General features: G+C 71.6%; 20 protein-coding genes and 1 rRNA gene. 15 read left to right on the forward strand and 6 right to left on the reverse strand.

Annotated features, from left to right (window positions below):
- Positions 1-57: 57 nt before the first annotated feature.
- From rrf to OG509_RS21420, 9 genes are all read left to right on the forward strand, one after another.
- Positions 58-174: ribosomal RNA gene (rrf, locus tag OG509_RS21380) — 5S ribosomal RNA — on the forward strand.
- Between the two features lie 83 nt (positions 175-257).
- Positions 258-911 carry an HAD family hydrolase gene (locus tag OG509_RS21385; RefSeq protein WP_406184048.1) on the forward strand — a complete coding sequence of 218 codons (654 nt, stop codon included), beginning with the start codon at positions 258-260 and terminating at the stop codon, positions 909-911.
- Between the two features lie 43 nt (positions 912-954).
- Positions 955-2199: an MFS transporter gene (locus OG509_RS21390; RefSeq protein ID WP_406184049.1), complete on the forward strand. Its 1245-nt coding sequence runs from the start codon at positions 955-957 to the stop codon at positions 2197-2199.
- Positions 2171-3319 carry an acetoin utilization protein AcuC gene (locus OG509_RS21395; RefSeq protein WP_406187641.1) on the forward strand — a complete coding sequence of 383 codons (1149 nt, stop codon included), beginning with the start codon at positions 2171-2173 and terminating at the stop codon, positions 3317-3319. Before OG509_RS21390 ends, OG509_RS21395 begins: the two co-directional genes overlap by 29 nt.
- Before the next feature lie 91 nt (positions 3320-3410).
- A complete protein-coding gene (locus OG509_RS21400; protein ID WP_406184050.1) occupies positions 3411-4241 on the forward strand; it encodes a phosphatase in 831 nt (276 codons plus the stop codon).
- A 113-nt stretch (positions 4242-4354) separates the two neighbouring features.
- The gene (locus tag OG509_RS21405) at positions 4355-4564 is read left to right on the forward strand and encodes a helix-turn-helix domain-containing protein (protein WP_158708561.1); all 210 of its coding nucleotides are present in this window, start codon (positions 4355-4357) and stop codon (positions 4562-4564) included.
- 140 nt (positions 4565-4704) lie between these two features.
- A complete protein-coding gene (locus OG509_RS21410) occupies positions 4705-4803 on the forward strand; it encodes a 30S ribosomal protein bS22 (protein ID WP_003948845.1) in 99 nt (32 codons plus the stop codon).
- Between the two features lie 93 nt (positions 4804-4896).
- Positions 4897-5991: an NAD-dependent epimerase/dehydratase family protein gene (locus OG509_RS21415; protein WP_406184051.1), complete on the forward strand. Its 1095-nt coding sequence runs from the start codon at positions 4897-4899 to the stop codon at positions 5989-5991.
- Positions 5991-6983, forward strand: coding sequence for a lysophospholipid acyltransferase family protein (locus OG509_RS21420; protein ID WP_406184052.1), 993 nt, complete (start codon positions 5991-5993; stop codon positions 6981-6983). Before OG509_RS21415 ends, OG509_RS21420 begins: the two co-directional genes overlap by 1 nt.
- 83 nt (positions 6984-7066) lie before the next feature.
- On the opposite strand, the gene OG509_RS21425 is transcribed toward OG509_RS21420, so the two are convergent.
- The 3 genes from OG509_RS21425 to OG509_RS21435 all read right to left on the reverse strand — a co-directional run bounded on the left by OG509_RS21425 (position 7067) and on the right by OG509_RS21435 (position 10775).
- Positions 7067-8263, reverse strand: a complete 1197-nt coding sequence (locus OG509_RS21425; protein ID WP_406184053.1) for a DUF5667 domain-containing protein — start codon at positions 8261-8263, stop codon at positions 7067-7069.
- A 289-nt stretch (positions 8264-8552) separates the two neighbouring features.
- Complete coding sequence (locus OG509_RS21430) at positions 8553-9368, reverse strand: ECF subfamily RNA polymerase sigma factor, BldN family (protein WP_053691854.1); 816 nt, start codon at positions 9366-9368, stop codon at positions 8553-8555.
- 408 nt (positions 9369-9776) lie between these two features.
- Positions 9777-10775: an HAD family hydrolase gene (locus tag OG509_RS21435; RefSeq protein ID WP_406184054.1), complete on the reverse strand. Its 999-nt coding sequence runs from the start codon at positions 10773-10775 to the stop codon at positions 9777-9779.
- Between the two features lie 107 nt (positions 10776-10882).
- On the opposite strand from OG509_RS21435, the gene OG509_RS21440 reads away from it, so the two are divergent.
- The 6 genes from OG509_RS21440 (at position 10883) to hemB (ending at position 17784) form a co-directional block, all read left to right on the forward strand.
- A complete protein-coding gene (locus OG509_RS21440) occupies positions 10883-11161 on the forward strand; it encodes a glutaredoxin family protein (RefSeq protein WP_134072370.1) in 279 nt (92 codons plus the stop codon).
- 273 nt (positions 11162-11434) lie between these two features.
- Entirely contained in the window at positions 11435-12301 is an 867-nt protein-coding gene (locus OG509_RS21445; RefSeq protein ID WP_406184056.1) for a redox-sensing transcriptional repressor Rex, read from the forward strand.
- The gene (locus OG509_RS21450) at positions 12298-14025 is read left to right on the forward strand and encodes a glutamyl-tRNA reductase (RefSeq protein ID WP_406184057.1); all 1728 of its coding nucleotides are present in this window, start codon (positions 12298-12300) and stop codon (positions 14023-14025) included. The genes OG509_RS21445 and OG509_RS21450 overlap by 4 nt, the downstream gene beginning before the upstream one ends.
- Complete coding sequence (gene hemC, locus OG509_RS21455; protein ID WP_406184058.1) at positions 14022-14990, forward strand: hydroxymethylbilane synthase; 969 nt, start codon at positions 14022-14024, stop codon at positions 14988-14990. The genes OG509_RS21450 and hemC overlap by 4 nt, the downstream gene beginning before the upstream one ends.
- On the forward strand, positions 14987-16654 hold the full coding sequence (locus tag OG509_RS21460; RefSeq protein ID WP_406184059.1) for a uroporphyrinogen-III synthase: 1668 nt from the start codon (positions 14987-14989) through the stop codon (positions 16652-16654). Before hemC ends, OG509_RS21460 begins: the two co-directional genes overlap by 4 nt.
- A gap of 128 nt (positions 16655-16782) precedes the next feature.
- Positions 16783-17784, forward strand: a complete 1002-nt coding sequence (gene hemB / locus OG509_RS21465) for a porphobilinogen synthase (RefSeq protein WP_406184061.1) — start codon at positions 16783-16785, stop codon at positions 17782-17784.
- A 58-nt stretch (positions 17785-17842) separates the two neighbouring features.
- On the opposite strand, the gene OG509_RS21470 is transcribed toward hemB, so the two are convergent.
- From OG509_RS21470 to OG509_RS21480, 3 genes are read right to left on the reverse strand one after another with little or no spacing between them, the layout of a single operon-like run.
- Positions 17843-18157 (reverse strand): hypothetical protein, encoded by a 315-nt coding sequence (locus OG509_RS21470; RefSeq protein ID WP_385585582.1) that lies wholly within the window; start codon positions 18155-18157, stop codon positions 17843-17845.
- The gene (locus tag OG509_RS21475) at positions 18154-18738 is read right to left on the reverse strand and encodes a serine O-acetyltransferase (RefSeq protein WP_406184063.1); all 585 of its coding nucleotides are present in this window, start codon (positions 18736-18738) and stop codon (positions 18154-18156) included. The genes OG509_RS21470 and OG509_RS21475 overlap by 4 nt, the downstream gene beginning before the upstream one ends.
- Positions 18735-19718, reverse strand: a complete 984-nt coding sequence (locus OG509_RS21480) for an isopenicillin N synthase family dioxygenase (RefSeq protein ID WP_406184065.1) — start codon at positions 19716-19718, stop codon at positions 18735-18737. Before OG509_RS21480 ends, OG509_RS21475 begins: the two co-directional genes overlap by 4 nt.
- Between the last annotated feature and the right edge of the window lie 4 nt (positions 19719-19722).

Consider the following 19722-nt stretch of genomic DNA (forward strand, 5'->3'; position numbering starts at 1 on the left):
GTTAGTTCTGAAATAACGAACAGCTGTGTTCATGCCAGCGTTCAAATTTCATAGTGTTTCGGTGGTCATAGCGTTAGGGAAACGCCCGGTTACATTCCGAACCCGGAAGCTAAGCCTTTCAGCGCCGATGGTACTGCAGGGGGGACCCTGTGGGAGAGTAGGACGCCGCCGAACAATCATTGTAGAAAGCCCCGTACCGGGTATCCGGTACGGGGCTTTTCTGCGTTTACGGGCATCTTTTGCGTAGGGTCGGGGCCATGGGCTACGACCTCGTCATCTTCGACAACGACGGCGTGCTGGTGGACAGCGAACCGGTCGCCAATACGATCCTCGCCGGGTACCTCACCGAGTTGGGGTATCCCACCTCGTACGAGGACTCGATCCGCGACTACATGGGTGCCGCCGTGCACCGGGTGCACGACCTCGTGTTCGAGCGGACCGGGGAGCGGTTGCCCGCCGAGTTCGACGCGACCCTGCACGCGCGGACCTTCGCCGCGTTCGAGCGGGAGCTGACGCCGGTGGCCGGCGCCGTGGAGGTACTCGGGGCGCTGACCGCGCGCGGGGTGCCGTACTGCCTTGCCTCCTCCGGGAGTCACGAGCGGATCCGGGTCGGACACCGGGCGGCCGGTCTCGACGGGTGGTTCGAGGAGGAGTGGATCTTCAGCTCGCAGGACGTGGGGAAGGGCAAGCCGGCCCCCGATCTGTTCCTGCACGCGGCCCGTTCCATGGGCGTCGAGCCCGCGCGGTGCGTGGTGGTCGAGGACAGCCCGCTCGGGGTGCGGGCGGCCGTCGCCGCCGGGATGGACGTGTACGGGTTCACCGCGATGACGCCCGCCGAGCGGCTGGCCGGGGCCACCGGTGTCTTCGGGGAGATGAAGGAGCTGACGGGGCTTCTGGAACTCCCTGTGTGATCTCTCTACCCACGGGTAGCCCGCGGGCCTACGCTGTGCCGCCATGACAGAAGACGTACGGCTGCGCCGGGGGCGGGGTTCCCTGGGGTTCAGCTTCTTCGTGCAGGGCGTGACCTTCGCCCTCCTCGTGACGCGGATCCCCGCCATCCAGGACCGGTACGGGATATCCGACGGGCTGCTGCCCGCCTTCCTCGCCGCCGTGCCGATCCTCGCCGGGGTCTCCAGCGTCGTCACGGAGCACCTCGTGAAACGGGTCGGGCCGGCCACCGTACTGCGGTGGGCGCAGCCGCTCGTCCTGCTCGCCCTGCTGGGAGTCGGGGCCGGTACGCAGATGTGGCACGCGGCGCTGGCGCTGGGGGCGTTCGGGCTGTCCGTCGGTGCGCTCGACGCGTCGATGAACATGCTCGGCGTCAGCCTGCAGCGGGCGTACGGGCGCAGCATCATGCTCGGCTTCCACGCCGCGTACAGCCTGGGCGGGATCGTCGGGGCGTCCGCGGCCTGGGCCGGGGCGCACTGGCACCTGTCGCTGTTCACCTCGTACCTGCCGGCCGTGGTCGTGCTGCTGCCGCTCGCGTTCTACGGGAGCCGGTTCTACGTCGACCAGCAGGACGCCAAGGACGCCAAGGACGCCACGGACCACGTCGTCGAGAAGGGGCTCGGGGTCGGCGGGTTCCGGCTGCTGCTGCCGCTGTGCCTGGTGATGGCGTGTGCGTACATCGGGGATTCGACGGTCTCGAACTGGAGCGCCAAGTACCTCCAGGACGTGCTGGGGAGCTCGGAGCAGCTGGCGACCGTCCCGTACAACGTCTACATGGTGACCACGCTGATCGGGCGGGCCGTCGGGGACCTGGGCGTGCGGCGCTTCGGGGCGGTGGCCGTCGTACGGATCGGGACGGTGGTCGCGGCCGGCGGGTTCGCGGTGGTGGCGTCCGCGCCCGGGGCGTGGACGGGAATGCTCGGGTTCACGCTGCTGGGGATCGGGCTGTGCGTGATCGTGCCGCAGACCTTCGCGGCGGCCGGGCGTCTCTTCCCTTCCTCCTCCGATACCGCCATCGCGCGGCTGAACATCTTCAACTACGTCGGCTTCCTGATCGGATCGCCGCTCGTCGGCGGGATCGGGGACGCCTGGAGCTACCGGGGCGCGATGCTCGTGCCGATGGCGCTCGTCCTCGTGACGCTCTTCCACGCCCGCTCGTTCGGCACGGAGGGCGCCCGATACGGTGTCGGGCATGAGCGGCGAGCCGGTGACCGGGCTGTTGATGTGGGACGAGGCGGTAACGAGGTATGACTTCGGACCGAGCCATCCGATGGATCCGGTGCGCCTGGCGCTGACCATGGGCCTGGTGCGTGCCTTCGGGCTGGACCGGGAGATGGAGGTACGGGCGGCCCGCGCGGCCGGGGACTCCACGCTGCGGCTGGTCCACCGGCAGGACTACGTGGCCGCGGTGCGCGAGGTGTCGGCGGATCCGGGGGTGGCCGACGGGTCGTACGGCCTGGGGACGATGGACGATCCGGCCTTCCGCGGGATGCACGAGGCCTCGGCGCTGATCGCGGGGCAGTCGGTGGCGGCGGCGGAAGCGGTCTGGCACGGGGAGGCCGAGCACGCGGTGAACTTCGCGGGCGGGCTGCACCACGCGATGCCGGGCGGGGCGGCCGGGTTCTGCGTCTACAACGACGCGGCGCTGGCGATCGCGCGGCTGCTGGAGCTGGGGGCCGAGCGGGTCGCGTACGTGGATGTGGACGTGCACCACGGGGACGGGGTCCAGGCGGTGTTCTGGGACGATCCGCGGGTGCTGACGATCTCGCTGCACGAACATCCGCGCACGCTGTTCCCGCAGACCGGCTGGCCGGAGGAGACGGGCGGACAGGCCGCGGAGGGTTCGGCGGTGAACGTGGCGCTGCCGGCCGGGACCGGGGACGAGGGGTGGCTGCGGGCCTTCCACGCGACGGTGCCCGAGCTGTTGGAGGAGTTCCGGCCACAGGTATTGGTGACCCAGCACGGGGCGGACACGCATTTCGAGGACCCGCTGGCGCATCTGGCGGTGTCGCTGGACGCGCAGCGGGCGGTGCAGGAGGCCTGTCACCGGCTCGCCCACGAGTACGCGGGGGGCAGGTGGGTGGCGTTGGGCGGCGGCGGGTACGCGGTCGTGGACGTCGTACCGCGGTCGTGGACGCATCTGGTGGGGATCGCGGCGCACCGTCCGGTCGATCCGCAGGCGGCGGTGCCGGACGGGTGGCGGGACGAGGTGTACGCGCGGACGCGGCAGCCGGCGCCGGCCCGGATGACGGACGGGCGGACGGTGGCGTGGCGCGACTGGGAGGCGGGCTACGATCCGGCGGACCGGATCGATCAGGCCGTTCTGGCGACCCGGCGGGCGGTGTTCCCGTTGCGCGGCCTGCTCGCGTAGGGGCTGGGCGGGGCGCAGCATCGTTACGCCAACGGTGGGGCTGTTCCCCGGAATTGACGAGCGGTCCGGTGGGGTGCGGCAGCATCGGAGGGTGTTGAGCACCGGCGCGCTGCGTGCGCATCTGCTGGCCGCCCGGTTGGCCGGGCCCGTCGCCACGTCGCGGGAGGAGAGCCTGCGCAGTTACCGGCTGTTCGCGGCGCGGGATCCGCGGGTGCTGCTGGGGCTGGATCCGGAGTGGGGCTGGGGCGAGGGTGACCTGCTGAGGCTGATGGCGGACAAGTGCGGGGTCTCGGCGGATCCGGCGCACGTCAGAGGGCCGGACGTGATCGATCCGGAGCTGACGCTGGCGGCTCTGGAGGCGTTCGCCGAGCGGCTGCGCGAGGCGGCGGGGGCGCGGTCGCCCGTGCTGTTCGGGACGGGTCATCCACACCGTCTCCTGGGGTTCTACGCCAGTTTGGCGCGGGCCCTGTCGGCGGTGGGATGTGTTGTGCTCACTCCTGCGCAGGGGGCCCGTGTCGACATGGCGACCCGGTTCGGCGTACGCAGGCACAGCATCGATTACGTACGGGGAGTCGCGTTGGTGCGGGAGCCCGGCGCGCGGCCGCCGGGGAGTGCCACCGGCGTGCACACCCATTCACCCCTGCCGGTTCGGATCGCGCTGGGGGCCCTCGCCGAGGCCGGCGGGCCCTTGCCGGAATTGGTGGTGGGGGATCACGGGTGGGTCTGCGGCGCAGGTCAGCTCGGTGTGGAGGCGATCGGGCTGGCGGATACGGACGACCCGGCGCTGTTCGTCGGCGAGGCGGAGGGGCGCGTGGCGGTGGCCGTTCCGCTTGATGACGCGGTGCGCGCGGACTACTACAGACCACTGATTCGCTATGTACTCGATCGGGCGAGCCTGTCGGGTGCGCAGGAGTGGCCGTAGCTCCTCTTCCCCACTCGTATCACACGCCCCTACTCTGGGAGTGAGCGTGCGACGACGAGGAGTAACCGGAGGGGAAGCCGGTGCCCGTCATGCGCGGAAGGTCAAGGTGTGTCATGGCTGCTGGCGAGAGGCCTCTCAGCGAGGTCGTGTTCCTGACCGTGGCAGAGGTTGCCTCGGTGATGCGAGTGTCGAAGATGACTGTGTACCGCCTGGTGCATAACGGTCATCTGCCCGCAATCCGGGTGGGCCGGTCCTTCCGGGTCCCCGAAAACGCGGTTCACGAGTACCTCCGAGAGTCCTATGTGGGGGTGGAGTCGGCCTGAGATTGACCCGCGGTGTCCCTCGGATTACGGGCTCGGAGCTCGGGCGGGTAGGCTAGGCCGACGTAGGTCGTGTGGGCCCAGACGCCCCGCACCGATCTCCGCTAGCGCGGAGATGTTCCGAGAAGTGAGCGAGGGTAGTCGTGGGCTCTGTTATCAAGAAGCGGCGCAAGCGGATGGCTAAGAAGAAGCACCGCAAGCTGCTCAAGCGCACCCGCGTCCAGCGCCGTAACAAGAAGTAAACGGCAGCTGTACGTGTTCTCCGCAGCCCCTCCACCATCCTTTGGTGGAGGGGCTGCGGTGTAGCCGGGGACGACGAGGAAGGCGCGGAGCTCGTGGGGAAGGTCGTGCTCGTTACCGGGGCTGCCCGGCAGCTGGGGGGCCGCTTCGTGCGGCGCATCCAGCGTGATCCTGAGGTCGATCGGGTCATCGCGGTCGACGCGGTGGCGCCGCCGCACCGGCTCGGGTCGGCGGAGTTCATCCGTACGGACATCAGGCAGTCCTCCATCGCGCGGGTGCTCGCCGAGCGCGCCGTGGACACGGTGGTCCATCTCGCTGTGACCGGGGGCGGAGCGGGCGCGGGCGGCGCGGGCAGTGCCGTCAAGGAGACCAACGTCATCGGCACGATGCAGCTGCTCGGGGCCTGCCAGAAGTCGCCGACGGTACGACGGCTCGTGGTGAAGTCCAGTACCAGCGTGTACGGGGGTGCCTCGCGGGATCCGGCCGTTTTCACGGAGACCACGCAGCCCAAGTCGCTGCCGGCGGGGGGCTTCGCCAAGGACGCCGGCGAGGTCGAGTCGTACGTACGGGGCTTCGCGCGCAGGCGGCCGGACGTGGCGGTGTGCGTGCTGCGCTTCGCGAACATCCTGGGGCCGTACGCGGACTCCGCGCTCGCCGAGTACTTCTCGATGCCGGTGATGCCGACGGTGCTGGGGTACGACCCGCGGCTCCAGTTCGTCCACGAGGACGACGTCCTGGACGTGCTGCGGCTGGCGGCGGGGGAGCCCCAGCGCGGGACGCTGAACAGCGGGACCTTCAACATCGCGGGGGACGGGGTGCTGCTGCTGTCGCAGTGCGCGCGCCGGCTGGGGCGGCCGACGGTGCCGCTGCTGCTGCCCGCGGTGACGTGGGTGGGGTCGGCGCTACGGGCGGTGGGGGTCACCGACTTCTCGCCGGAGCAGATCAGACTGCTGACGCACGGGCGGGTCGTGGAGACGTCCCAGATGCGGGAGGTGCTGGGATTCAAGCCCATGTACACGACCGCCGAGACGTTCGCCGATTTCGCGCGCAGCCGGGGGAAGGGGCTGCTGCCGCCGGAGCAGGCGGCGCAGGTCGTGGACCGGGTTGCCGCCGCGCTGAAGGTGGACGGCGCGCACGTGGACACCCTGAACGTCGAGGTTGCCGGAGCCGAAGAGGGAGCGCAGCGATAGTGGCGGACGCCAAGGTCATTCCGTTCGACGAGGACCGGCCGCGCCGGCGGGGCGCCGGGACCCGGAGGGTACGGGCGGTGCCCGCTCAGGGCCCGGCGGTGGAGGCCGAGGAGCCGGTCGGGGCGGAGCCCGCTGCCGTGAAGTCCGGCGGGGCCGACTGGGACCGGCGGATCGCCGGCGGGCTGGCGTTCCTGCGGCGCCGGGTCACCGGGGACTACGAGGTCGACGAGTTCGGCTACGACAAGGAGCTGACGGACCAGGTCCTGATGTCCATGATGCGGCCGCTGTTCGACAAGTACTTCCGGGTCGAGGTCAAGGGCATCGAGAACATCCCGGCCGAGGGCGGTGCGCTGATCGTGGCGAACCACTCCGGGACGCTGCCGCTGGACGGGCTGATGGTGCAGGTGGCGGTCCACGACCACCACCCGGCACAGCGGCACCTGCGGCTGCTGGCGGCGGACCTGGTGTTCATGCTGCCGGTGGTGAACGAGCTGGCGCGCAAGGCCGGGCACACGCTGGCGTGCTCGGAGGACGCGCAGCGGCTGCTGGAGGCCGGGGAGCTGGTCGGGGTGATGCCGGAGGGCTTCAAGGGGATAGGGAAGCCGTTCGGAGACCGGTACAAGCTGCAGCGGTTCGGGCGGGGCGGGTTCGTGTCGACGGCGCTGCGGGCGGGGACGCCGATCGTGCCCTGCTCGATCGTGGGGGCGGAGGAGATCTACCCGATGGTCGGCAACGCGAAGACGGTGGCCCGGCTGTTGGGGATCCCGTACTTCCCGATCACGCCGACGTTCCCGTGGCTGGGGCCGTTGGGGGCGGTGCCGCTGCCGACGAAGTGGACGATCCAGTTCGGCGAGCCCATCCCGACGGACGGGTACCCGCCGGAGGCGGCGGAGGACCCGATGCTGATGTTCAACCTGACGGACGAGGTCCGCGAGCAGATCCAGCACACCCTCTACAAACTGCTGGTGCAGCGGCGGTCCGTGTTCTTCTGAGTTCGTTTCACCGCTGATTCTTCACCGCATGACGCGCAGGCCCTCGACCCCGGTGGGGGTGAGGGCCTGCGCGTCATGCGGTGCTACTCGGTGTCCTCCGCCTGGATGCCCAGGCCCGGGAGGAGGCCCGGGAGCAGGGGCGGCAGGGTGATCTCCGGCGCGACGTGCTCCGGGGAGGACGAGGGCGCCGGGGTGTTCTGGCCCGCGGGCGGGTGGAGGAGGTCCCCCGTGCCGCCCAGGAGACCGCCGGGGGCGGGTGAGGGCTTGCCGCCGGTGGGTGCGGGCGTGGTCGGGCTGGCCGAGGGCGTGCCCGCCGCCGGTGCGCTCTGGTGCTGCCCGGCCGTAGTGCTCGGCTTGGCCGGGGTGCCCGTGCCGCGGGTCTGCTCCGGTGGCTTCGGGAGCAGGTTCTGCAGGGGCGCCACGTCATCGTCTATGGCCTGGAAGACCGACTCGACTTCCCCGCCCACGTCGGTGAGTTGCGCCGGGAGCTTCTCCCGGAGCCGGCCCCACGCGTCGCGGTGGGAGCGGGAGAAGGACGACAGGGCCTGGATCGGGCCGAGCGAGCCGTCCCGTTCGTAGGCCGCCTGAAGCAGTCGGTGGCCTTCGGCCGCGTCGTGCTTCATGCCGGCCAGGGCCCGGCGGATCGCGCCGAGCGACTCGTGGTCCAGGGTGCCCAACCGGCCGCGCTCCATCAGCCTGCGGGCTTCCGAGAGGCGGTTGGAGGCCTGGTCGAGGTAGAGCTCGCCCCGGTCCGCGTCCTCGTCGGCCATGCCCAGCTTCAGGTCCTCCATGCCCCGCTTGACGGGGTAGAGGGAGTCACCGGGCAGGGCGTCCGTGCTGGCAGCGGCCACGCCGCTGAAGGCCCCCGCGGCCACACCTACGGTGAGGCCGCCCGCTGCGATGCCCTTGGACCAGCGGGAGCGGGGCCGCAATTTCCGGAGCGAGGTCGCCCGGTGGGCGCCGCGGCCGGTCCGCTGCTCGGGCAACCGAGGGTCCGAGGCGGCACCGCCCCCGGCCCTCTCTTCCATCACCATGGCCTCCATGGCGGCCACGAGCTGGGCTCGTTGCACCACTTTGACCTCGGGGTCCAGCACCGGGCGCGGCATACGTTCGCCGAACGCGCTCGCCAGGGCCAACAACCGGTCGTGGTCGGCAGGTTCGGCAGGTGCCTCGGACTGCTCGGCCGCCGGGTCCGGTTCCGAAAGGTCGGATGGGGTCCGATCCTCCAGGGCCTGGGCGAAGGCGTTCGCCCGCCGGTGCGGAGTCACGTTCGCGATCACTGGCGGCACCTCCTCTCGTCATGACGATCGACTCCCCAAGGTGTCCGGAAGGTTGCCTTCCTTGAGCACGTCCACACTTTCGAGTGAGCGGCTTCGGGCAGGGCTTGTCCACAGGGAGCCTGCATTCCGCACAACGAGCGGCGCGGCACTTGGGTTACGGACGAAGGATGATCGGACCACAGCGTCATCGAGGGGTCACCGGTTGTGTGGATTGTCAGGAGGGTCGGAAGGCGTGGGGGGCGTGGGGGGTCCGGGTGGTGCGCGGGTGTGGCGGTGCGCGGCGCGGAGGTCAGCGGGCGTCGTCCGGCAGCAGGCGGGCCAGGGTGCGGACCGCCCGGTACTGGAGCGTCTTGATGGCGCCCTCGTTCTTCCCCATCACCCGGGCGGTCTCGGCGACCGACAGGCCTTGGAGGAACCGCAGGGTCACGCACTCCTGCTGCTGGGGATTGAGCTTGCGTACGGCTTCCAGCAGGGCGGCGTTGGAGAGGGACTCCAGGACCGAGTCCTCGGGGGATCGTTCCACCTCGTTCGCGTCCAGCATCTCGCCCGTGGTCACTTCCAGGCGGAAGCGACTGGACTTGAAGTGGTCCGCGACCAGGTTGCGGGCGATCGTCACGAGCCAGGCACCGAAATCGCGGCCCTGCCAGGTGAAGGTGGAGATGCGGCGCAGCGCGCGCAGGAAGGTCTCACTGGTGAGGTCCTCCGCGGTCGCCTTGCCGCCGACGCGGTAGTAGATGTAGCGGTACACCGTGTCGCTGTACTGGTCGTACAGCCGGCCGAAGGCCTCGGCCTCGCCGGCCTGGGCGCGTTCGACCAGGTCCATCATGCGGGCCTGGTCGCTGTCCGCGGTGGGGCGGCGGGCGGCGGGCGCGCTCGTTCCGGTTGCGGCGGTGCCGGCTCCTCCTCCCGCGCGACCGCGTCTGCCCACCGTCGCTCCGCCGTCGGTCAGGGCATAGCAAGGACCGGCCGGGCCGAGGCCGGCAGGGACCGCGGCGGCGAAGGCGGGGACGGCGTACGCGGTGGGGACGAAGCCGCGCAGGTGGTCGAGGACCGTTGCGCGCAGCGTAGCCAGGCCCGAGGCGTCAACCCCGACAGGTGGGTACACGGGACTCCCAGAGGCAGAGCTTCCATCACGTGCAGTGCGGGACCGTTCACCCGTCGTGGCGACAGATGAGCGGTGGCATGCGTTTGAGGAGAATAACGCTTCGTACAGGCAGCGCTACACCCAGTTGCTCAAATCACCGATTCCGACACTTCTGTTGCGTGTCGAAGGCATATTCGGTCGCAATTGGTGATCGGTTCTTGATCGGTTGGGCGCGCGGAATGGACGCTTCCACGCTGGCTCGCGACCGAGTCGGGGATGCAGGAGTGCCGCGTGGGGCGCGGGGGTAGGGGAGGGGGAATGCCTGCCGCGCACCTGGCCGCAGGGACGCGGAAAGCCGCCCGGCGGGCGGCCGGGCGGCTTAGGTGCAGGCGGCGGCGGGGTGGCGACCCCGCGGTGGTGCGCTGCGGGCTACTTGCGGCGGCGGTGCAGGGCGATGGCGGCGGCCGCGCCGCCCGCGATCGCGCCGACCCCGGCGGCTGCCGGGACGCCGACCTTCACGGCCTTGCGGCCGGTCCGATAGTCGCGCAGGCGCCAGTCGTGTGCCCGGGCATGCTTGCGCAGTTTTGTGTCGGGATTGATCGCGTACGGATGTCCGACCAGCGACAGCATCGGAATGTCGTTGTGCGAATCGGAGTACGCGGCGCAGCGTTCGAGGTCGAGTCCCTCGGCGGCGGCCAGGGCGCGGACCGCCTCGGCCTTCGCGGGCCCGTGCAGCGGTTCGCCGACGAGGCGGCCGGTGTAGATGCCGTCGACGGATTCGGCGACCGTGCCGAGCGCCCCGGTCAGGCCGAGGCGGCGGGCGATGATCGTGGCGGTCTCCACGGGCGCGGCCGTGACGAGCCAGACCTTCTGGCCGGCGTCGAGGTGGGCCTGGGCCAGGGCGCGGGTGCCCGGCCAGATCCGCTCCGCCATGTACTCGTCGTAGATCTCCTCGCCGATCGCCATGAGTTCGCAGACCTTGTGGCCCTTGACGATGGAGAGGGCGCTGTCGCGGGCGTCCTGCATGTGGTCGGGGTCCTCGACCCCGGCGAGCCGGAACCAGGCCTGCTGCCAGGCGAAGCGGGCGAGTTCGCGGCGGTGGAAGAACTCCCGCTTGTAGAGGCCGCGGCCGAAGTGGAAGATCGCGGCGCCCTGCATGACGGTGTTGTCGAGGTCGAAGAAGGCGGCGGCGAGGTCGTCGCCGGCGACGGGGAACTCGGGCTCGGCCGGTTCCGCTTCCTCGGCGGCTGCCTGCTCGGCCGCCTGCTCGGCCGCCTCCTCGGATTCGGCCGGTGGTCCGGCGTCCGCGTCGATGCCGTCGAGGGCTTGCGCGGTCTTGCGGGCGGCCTCGGCCGAGGCCTCGCCTGCCAGCACGCTCCGCGCGGTTGCGGAGCGCCTACGGGGGGTGAGCCATCCCAGAGCGGCCATGACGCGAGCATAGCCATTGTGTTCGGGAGTTCCCGAACCCGCGGGATGCCGGGGGCGTGAACTCTTCGGTGCCGTGGTGTTACGCGGTGGCGCGGGAGAATGGGGACATGAGCCCTTTGCTGCGTCGTAAGGAAAAGAAGCGTCCCGGCGAGCGGTTGGTCACGCTCATCGGGAAGCCGGGGTGCCATCTGTGCGATGACGCCCAGGAGGTGATCGAGAAGGTCTGCGCGGAAGTCGGAGCACAGTGGGAGAAGAAGGACATCTCGCAGGACGAGGAGCTCTACCGGCTGCACTGGGAGCAGATCCCGGTGGTGCTCGTGGACGGCGAACAGCACACCTTCTGGAGGGTGAACCCGGACCGGCTGCGCCGGGCATTGGAGGCCTGAGCCTCCCGCCGGTTACCATCATGGGCGATTTATGGGGTCTCGGGGGCGTATCGATGAGGAGTGTGTACCGTTTTGCCCCCCTCGGGATTTGAACGGGTTCGGCGTGTTGTGGGTTCCCGCCCTGCATGCCCGGACCGCGTGACCCCGGTCACTTTGCTCGGACAAAGCGGACACAATCTTTGTGCACGCGTTCACAAAGACATAGCCTGCTTCCGACGGGGCGGTCTTGGGACAAGTGACCGCCTGCAGCCCCGCTCATCCCGCAGGAGCATCGTGGCAACTGGCCGAACTCACCGACCGGCGACCCGCAGCCGAGGTATTCCCGAGGCCACTGTCGCCCGGCTTCCGCTGTACTTGCGCGCACTCACCGCGCTCTCCGAGCGATCGGTGCCCACGGTGTCCTCCGAGGAGCTCGCGGCGGCGGCCGGAGTCAACTCCGCCAAGCTCCGCAAGGACTTCTCCTACCTGGGTTCGTACGGGACGCGCGGCGTCGGCTACGACGTCGAGTACCTCGTCTACCAGATCTCCCGCGAACTGGGCCTGACCCAGGACTGGCCGGTCGTGATCGTCGGCATCGGTAACCTCGGCGCCGCCCTGGCCAACTACGGCGGCTTCTCCGCGCGCGGGTTCCGCGTCGCGGCGCTCATCGACGCCGACCCCGCGATGGCCGGAAAGCCGGTCGCGGGCATGCCGGTGCAGCACACCGACGACCTCGAAAAGATCATCGAGGAGAACGGTGTCTCGATCGGCGTCATCGCGACCCCGGCGGGCGCGGCCCAGCAGGTGAGCGAGCGGCTGATCGCCGCCGGAGTCACCTCCATCCTCAACTTCGCGCCGACGGTCCTGTCGGTGCCGGACGGCGTGGACGTACGCAAGGTCGACCTGTCGATCGAGCTGCAGATCCTGGCCTTCCACGAGCAGCGCAAGGCGGGGGAGGAGGCGGCCGCGGCCGGCGCCGGTGCTCCTGCGTCCGCCGGTGGTGCCGGTTCCGTCTCCGGTGACGCGGACCTCGCCGATGTCGCGGGCGTCGGTTCCGGTGCGGCCCCCGCCGCGGCCGTCGAGCCGCCGGCCGGGCGGGCCGCGGCCGTCGCACGCAAGAACGGCCCCGAGGGCGACGTCCCGGCGGTGATGCCGGCATGAGTCTGCTCGTCGTGGGACTGAGCCACCGCAGTGCGCCGGTGAGCGTGCTGGAGCGTGCCTCGCTGTCCGCCGATGCCAAGGTCAAGCTGCTGCACGACACGCTGGCCGCGGAGCCGGCGACGGAGGCGGCGGTGCTCGCCACCTGCAACCGGATCGAGCTGTACGCGGACGTGGACAAGTTCCACGCCGGTGTCGCCGAGCTGTCGACCCTGCTCGCGCAGCACAGCGGCGTGGCGCTGGAGGAGCTCACCCCGTACCTCTACGTCCACTACGAGGACCGGGCCGTCCACCACCTGTTCTCGGTGGCGTGCGGGCTGGACTCGATGGTGGTCGGCGAGGGCCAGATCCTCGGGCAGATCAAGGACGCCCTGGCGCTGGGGCAGGAGCTGCACACGGCCGGGCGCCTGATCAACGACCTCTTCCAGCAGGCGCTGCGCGTCGGCAAGCGGGCGCACTCCGAGACCGGGATCGACCGGGCCGGGCAGTCGCTGGTGACGTTCGGGCTGGAGCAGCTCGCCGTGCACCTGCCCGTGGACGTGTGGGCCAAGGACAAGCGGGCGCTGGTGATCGGGGCCGGGTCGATGTCCTCGCTGGCGGCGGCGACGCTGGCGCGGGTCGGGGTCGCCGAGGTCGTGGTGGCGAACCGGACCGCCGAGCGGGCGGAGCGCTTGGTCGAGATTCTGGTTGCCTCAGGCACTGGGGTGGTGGCCAGGTCCGTTCCGATGGCGTCGGTGGTCGACGAGCTGACACGTGTTGACGTGGTGGTGTCGTGCACGGGTGCCACTGGCTTGGTGCTGACCGGGGAGGACGTTGCCGCCGCGGTCGAGGGCCCTGCGGGGCTTTCCCCCACCCCGCCCCTTCCCGATTCCTGGGGGCTCCGCCCCCAGACCCCCGCGCCTCAAACGCCGGCGGGGCTGGAGGGGACGCCTGCTGGGCTGGATGCGGTTGACGCCGACGTCGTGGCGCGGCTCGCCGCCGCCGCTGCGGCCGGGGTGCGGCTGGCCGACGGCGGGGTGGCGCGGACCATCGTGCCCGGGACCGGCGAGCGCGACGGGTGTCCCGTCGAGGTGCCGGCCGGGGACGGGCGGGCCGCGCTCACCGGGGTCGACGCCAACTCCCTCGAACTGCACGGCACATGGGCCGACCAGGGCGAGGCCGCCGCGCAGCGGCAGCCCCGCAGGGGCGCCCGCAGCCAGGTCGACGTGGCACCGGTACGGCTGGCCCTGCTGGACCTGGCCATGCCGCGCGACATCGACGCCGCCGTGCACCGGATCCCGGGCGTGCGGCTCGTCGACATCGAGTCGCTCGCGGAGGCTTCGGCCGACGCGCCGATGGCGGCCGACGTGGACGCCGTACGCGGGATAGTCGCCGAAGAGGTGGCCGCGTTCGGCGCCGCGCAGCGGGCCGCGCACATCACGCCGACCGTCGTCGCCCTGCGGGCGATGGCCGCCGAGGTCGTGGCCATGGAAGTGGCGCGGCTCGACGGGCGACTCCCGGACTTGGACGAACGGCAGCGGGCCGAGGTCACCCAGACCGTGCGCCGCGTCGTCGACAAGCTCCTCCACGCGCCGACCGTGCGCGTCAAGCAGCTCGCCAGCGAGCCCGGCGGCGCCGGGTACGCGGAGGCGCTGCGCGAACTCTTCGATCTCGACCCGCAGACGGTGGCCTCCGTCAGCCGGGCGGATGCGGCAGACAAGAACGACGACTCAGGACGGGCATCATGAATCCACGTCTCGACCAGCCCCTGCGGCTGGGTACGCGGCGCAGCAAGCTGGCCATGTCCCAGTCCGGCCATGTCGCCGACGCGGTACGGGCGATCACCGGCCGGCCCGTCGAGCTCGTGGAGATCACGACGTACGGTGACGTGTCCCGTGAGAACCTCGCGCAGATCGGCGGCACCGGCGTGTTCGTCACGGCGCTGCGCGAAGCGCTGCTGCGCGGCGAGGTCGACTTCGCCGTCCACTCGCTGAAGGACCTGCCGACCGCGCAGCCCGAGGAGCTCGTGATCGCGGCCATGCCGCTGCGCGAGGACCCGCGCGACGCGCTCGTGGCCCGGGACGGGCTGACCTTCGAGCAGCTGCCCGACGGCGCCCGCATCGGTACCGGTTCGCCGCGCCGCACGGCGCAGCTGAACCACTACGCGCGCGCCCTCGGCAAGCGCATCGAGACGGTCGCCATCCGCGGGAACGTGGACACGCGGATCGGTTTCGTGCGCGACGGCGAGCTGGACGCCGTCGTCCTCGCCGCCGCCGGACTGAACCGGATCGGCCGCGGTGACGAGGCGACCGACCTGCTGTCCGTGGACAGTGTGCTGCCGGCTCCGGGCCAGGGCGCCCTGGCCGTGGAGTGCCTCGCTTCGAACACGGAGCTCATCGCTTCGCTCGCCGAGCTCGACGACCCGCACACCCGGGCCGCCGTGACCGCCGAGCGTTCCCTGCTCGCCGCCCTGGAGGCCGGCTGCAGCGCGCCCGTGGGCGCGCTCGCCGATCTTCTGGCCGACGGCCAGGTTGTCAATGAAATGCGCCTGCGCGGCGTCGTCGGAACCCTCGACGGCTCGACGCTCGTGCAGCTGTCCACCACCGGTCCCGTGCCCCAGTCGTACGACGAGGCCATGGCGCTCGGCCGCGAACTCGCGGACGAGATGCTGGCCAAGGGCGCGGCCGGTCTGATGGGGGAGCGATCGCTTTGAACCCCTCACGTCCGACCACCTCCGCTTTTCCGGTCGTCGCCGCGCACGGGCACGTCACCTTCCTCGGTGCCGGCCCCGGTGACCCGGGTCTGCTGACGCTCCGCGCCGTCGAGGCGCTCGCGGCCGCGGACGTACTGATCGCGGAGCCCGAGGTGCTCGAGGTCGTACGCACGCATGCGCGCGCGGGAGTGGACACGCCACAGCTGACGATTGCTGACGAAGTGTCAGCAGCCGCCGGTGTCCCGGTGATCCGAGATGCCGCCAATCTTGTCATGGAGGCCGCGCGCTCCGGCAGGCGGGTCGTTCGTGCCGTCACCGGCGACCCCGGGCTCGACGGCAACGCGGCCGAGGAGATGCTCGCCTGCGCGACCGAAGGCATCCCCTTCGAGGTGGTGCCCGGTGTCGCGACCGCCGTGGGCGTGCCGGCGTACGCGGGTGTGCCGCTGCGCGGCCGCCAGGGTGCCGACGTGCGGTTCGTGGACGCGCGCAACGCCTCCGCGCGCTGCTGGAGCGAGGTCGGTGCCAGCGACGGCACCCTCGTCGTCTCGGCGACGCTGGAGACCGTCGCGAGCGCCGCCGCCGAGCTGGTGTCCGCCGGACGCGGGGCCGACACCCCGCTCACGGTGACCGTCGCCGGTACTACGACCCGCCAGCGGACCTGGAACGCCACCCTCGGGACCATCGCCCAGGTGTTCAAGCAGGGCAAGGTGCTCCCGTCGCCCGAGGGCGCCCGGCCGGTCATAGCCGTGGTCGGTGAGCAGGGCGCCGCCGCGCGGCGCGAGGAGCTGGCCTGGTTCGAGTCGAAGCCGCTGTTCGGCTGGCGGGTGCTCGTACCGCGCACGAAGGAGCAGGCCGCTTCGCTCTCCGACCAGCTGCGTTCGTACGGTGCGGTGCCGCACGAGGTGCCGACCATCGCCGTGGAGCCGCCGCGCACCCCGCAGCAGATGGAGCGGGCCGTGAAGGGGCTCGTCACCGGACGCTACGAGTGGGTCGCCTTCACCAGCGTGAACGCGGTGAAGGCGGTCCGGGAGAAGTTCGAGGAGTACGGGCTCGACGCCCGGGCCTTCGCGGGCATCAAGGTCGCCGCCGTGGGCGAGCAGACCGCCGCCGCGCTGGTCGAGTTCGGAGTCAAGCCGGACCTGGTGCCGAGCGGCGAGCAGTCCGCGGCCGGGCTGCTGGAGGACTGGCCGCCGTACGACCCGGTCTTCGACCCGATCGACCGCGTCTTCCTGCCGCGGGCCGACATCGCGACCGAGACGCTGGTCGCGGGCCTGATAGAGCTCGGGTGGGAGGTCGACGACGTCACCGCCTACCGGACCGTGCGCGCGTCGCCGCCGCCGGCGGACACGCGCGAGGCGATCAAGGGCGGCGGCTTCGACGCCGTTCTCTTCACGTCGTCGAGCACGGTGCGCAACCTGGTGGGCATCGCAGGCAAGCCGCACAACGTCACCGTCATCGCCTGCATCGGGCCTGCCACGGCCAAGACGGCGGAGGAGCACGGCCTGCGGGTCGACGTCCTGTCGCCGGAGCCGAGCGTGGGCAAGCTGGCGGAGGCCCTGGCCGAGTACGGCGCCGCGCGCCGCGAGGCGGCCAAGGAGGCCGGAGAGTCGGTGTCCCGGCCGAGCGAGCGCCGGCCGGGGGCGCGGCGGCGCCGTACCACCTGACCGGTGGGGTGAAGGTCGATCAGGGCCCGGACGCGCCGCGTCCGGGCCCTGACCCGTGCCGGGGAGCCGGGCGGGTACGGCCTACGCTGGATCCCGACTGTTCTCGAAGCTCGAAGAGGCGACTGAGTATGAGCGCGTACGGATCCTTCCCCGGCTCGCGGCCCCGCCGGCTGCGCACCACCCCGGCGATGCGGCGGATGGTCGCGGAGAACCGGCTGCACCCCTCGGACCTGATCCTCCCGGCCTTCGTACGGGAGGGCATCAGCGAGCCCCTGGCCATCTCGGCGATGCCGGGCGTGGTCCAGCACACCCGCGACACGCTGCGCAAGGCGGCCGTGGAGGCGGTGGAGGCGGGGGTCGCGGGGATCATGCTCTTCGGTGTCCCGGCCGACGAGAACAAGGACGCGCTGGGCACGGCGGGCACCGAGCCGGACGGGATCCTGCAGCTCGCGATCCGCGACGTGAAGGCGGAGGTCGGCGACGACCTGGTGATCATGTCGGACCTGTGCCTGGACGAGTACACCGACCACGGGCACTGCGGGGTCCTGGACGAGCACGGGCGCGTCGACAACGACGCGACGCTGGAGCGGTACGCCGAGATGGCGCAGGTCCAGGCGGACGCGGGCGTCCACGTGGTGGGCCCGAGCGGAATGATGGACGGGCAGGTCGGCGTCATCCGCGACGCGCTCGACGAGACCGGGCACGAGGACGTCTCGATCCTCGCGTACACGGCGAAGTACACCTCCGCCTTCTACGGGCCGTTCCGCGAGGCCGTCGCCTCCTCGCTGCAGGGCGACCGCAAGACGTACCAGCAGGACCCGGCGAACGCCCGGGAGTCGCTGCGGGAACTGGCGCTCGACCTGGAGGAGGGCGCGGACATGGTGATGGTCAAGCCGGCCGGCCCGTACCTGGACATCCTGTACCGGGTCGCGCAGGCGGTGGACGTCCCGGTTTCCGCGTACCAGATCAGCGGTGAGTTCGCGATGATCGAGGCGGCGGCGGAGAAGGGCTGGATCGAGCGCGACCGGGCCATTTTCGAGACCCTGCTGGGCATCAAGCGGGCGGGCGCGGACACGATCCTGACGTACTGGGCGACGGAGGTCGCGGGCTGGCTGCGCGAGGCGCGCTGACGTCCCGGACCGGGGCCTCGTCCCGGCCCCGGCCCTGGTCGCGGCCGCGGTCCCGGTCCTAGCCGCGGCGGTTCACCGACGCGAGCAGGGCCTGGGCCGAGGCGAGGGCGGCGGCGTCGCGCCCGTTTCCCGCGAGGCTGTACGTGATCTCGGCGAGCAGCACCGAGAGCCGGCCGTCGTTCACCCGGGAGAGCGGCTCGGAGCCCTCCCACACGGCGTCCCGTACGGCGTGCTCGGTGATGCAGCCGACCGGGTCGGCGGCGGTCAGCAGCCGCCGGGCGATGGTGCGTTCCAGGTCGGTGGGGACCCAGTCGCCCGTGTCGAGGTCCTTGGCGAGTTCGAGGGTGCGCTCACGGAGGGCTGCCGGTGTCATGAGGTGCTCCTTGAGGGGTGGGCGGCTGCTCGGACGGGGGAGATGCGGATCGCCCTGCCGGGGGCGGGGAGGTCCCTGAGCACCAGCGAGTGGGCCCGGATCCGGTTGCCGGAGGCGATGGTGACCGGGCCGAGTACGGAGGCGCCGACGCCGATGAGGACGTCGTCGCCGATGACGGGGTGGCGGCGCACGCCGGGCTCGCCGGCGCGGGACCAGCCGCGAGATCCGAGGGTCACCCCGTGGTAGAGCGTCACGTCGTCGCCGACGCGGGCGGTCTCGCCGATGACCACGCCGAACCCGTGGTCGATGAAGGCCCGCCGGCCGATCCGCGCACCGGCGTGGATCTCCATGCCGGAGAGCAGCCGGCCCGCGAGCGTGAGCAGTCCGGCGGCGAACCGGTGGTCGCGTACGTGGAGGCGGTGCGCGATCCGGTGGAGGGCCAGCCCGTGCCAGGGCGAGTGCAGCAGGGCGTCGCGGCGGCGCGGACGGGAGGGGTCGCGGGCGACGACCGTGTCGAGGTCTTCGCGGATCTGTCCCAGGAGGGAGATCCGCTGCGGGGTGCCGCGCCCGGCGCCGGTCACGGCCGGCCCGCCGAGGCGTGCGGGGCTTGCTGGGCGCTGCCGGGGGCGTGTTGGGCCTGCTGGGAGTCCAGCCGGTTGATCCGGTACATCGTGCGCTGGAACAGGTCCTGCGCGGTCAGGGCCGGATACCGGTCGGGCTCGCCGTCCTCCGTGCAGCCGCGGAGCGTGGAGAGCACCGTCCACGGGGTGGGGTGGCAGAACTGCACGATGGAGAGCCGGCCGCCGCTCTGCCCGGGTGCGGCGACGACCCGGTGGACGGCGGCCCGGGCCCGGCCGCCGGTGAGCCGTTCCAGGACCATGCCGACGTTGAGCACGGTGTAGCCGTCGGGTGCCTTGACCGGGGTCCACTCGCCGTCGATGAGGACTTCGAGGCCGGCGGCGGTGGCCCGGGGCAGGGCGGTGATCAGGTCGAAGTCCTGGTGCTCCACCATCCATACGTGGTCCGCGGACGGGGCCCGCTCCATCGGCGGGTACCAGGTGGCGCGGTTGACGACGGGGCCGTCCTCCAGCATCTCCTCGAAGTAGCCGGGGGCCGCGCCGAGCGCCCCGGCCAGCCGGCGGACCACGTCGAGCTGGAACCGGGCCATCCGCAGGTGGAGTTCGCCCAGTGCGGCGCCGATCCCGGGCACCAGGTGGTCGGGGAAGTACGGCTGCGGATAGCGCGCGGGGTAGCGCTCGCGCAGCGGGTGGGCGGCGGGCAGCGGGGCACCCCAGTGGAACAGCTCCTTCCAGTCGGGGGTGCGGCCCTTCTCGCCCTGCTCGACCAGGGGCGGGAGGTACCCGGACTGCCCGTTGGAGCCGGGCACCCGGCAGTCCGCCTTGACCTCGGCGGGCAGCTCGAAGAACGCGCCGAGCATGGCGTACGCCTCGTCCAGCAGGCTCTCCGGCACCGTGTTGCGCACCAGGAAGAATCCGTCGCGCAGGGCGCTTCGGACGTGCTGGTCGTCGCCCCGGTCGTCGAGTGCGATCTCCTTGAGCATCTCC

Origin of the sequence: Streptomyces sp. NBC_01006 (assembly GCF_045162725.1) — a bacterium.
In the GTDB taxonomy this organism is placed as follows: Bacteria; Actinomycetota; Actinomycetes; order Streptomycetales; family Streptomycetaceae; genus Streptomyces.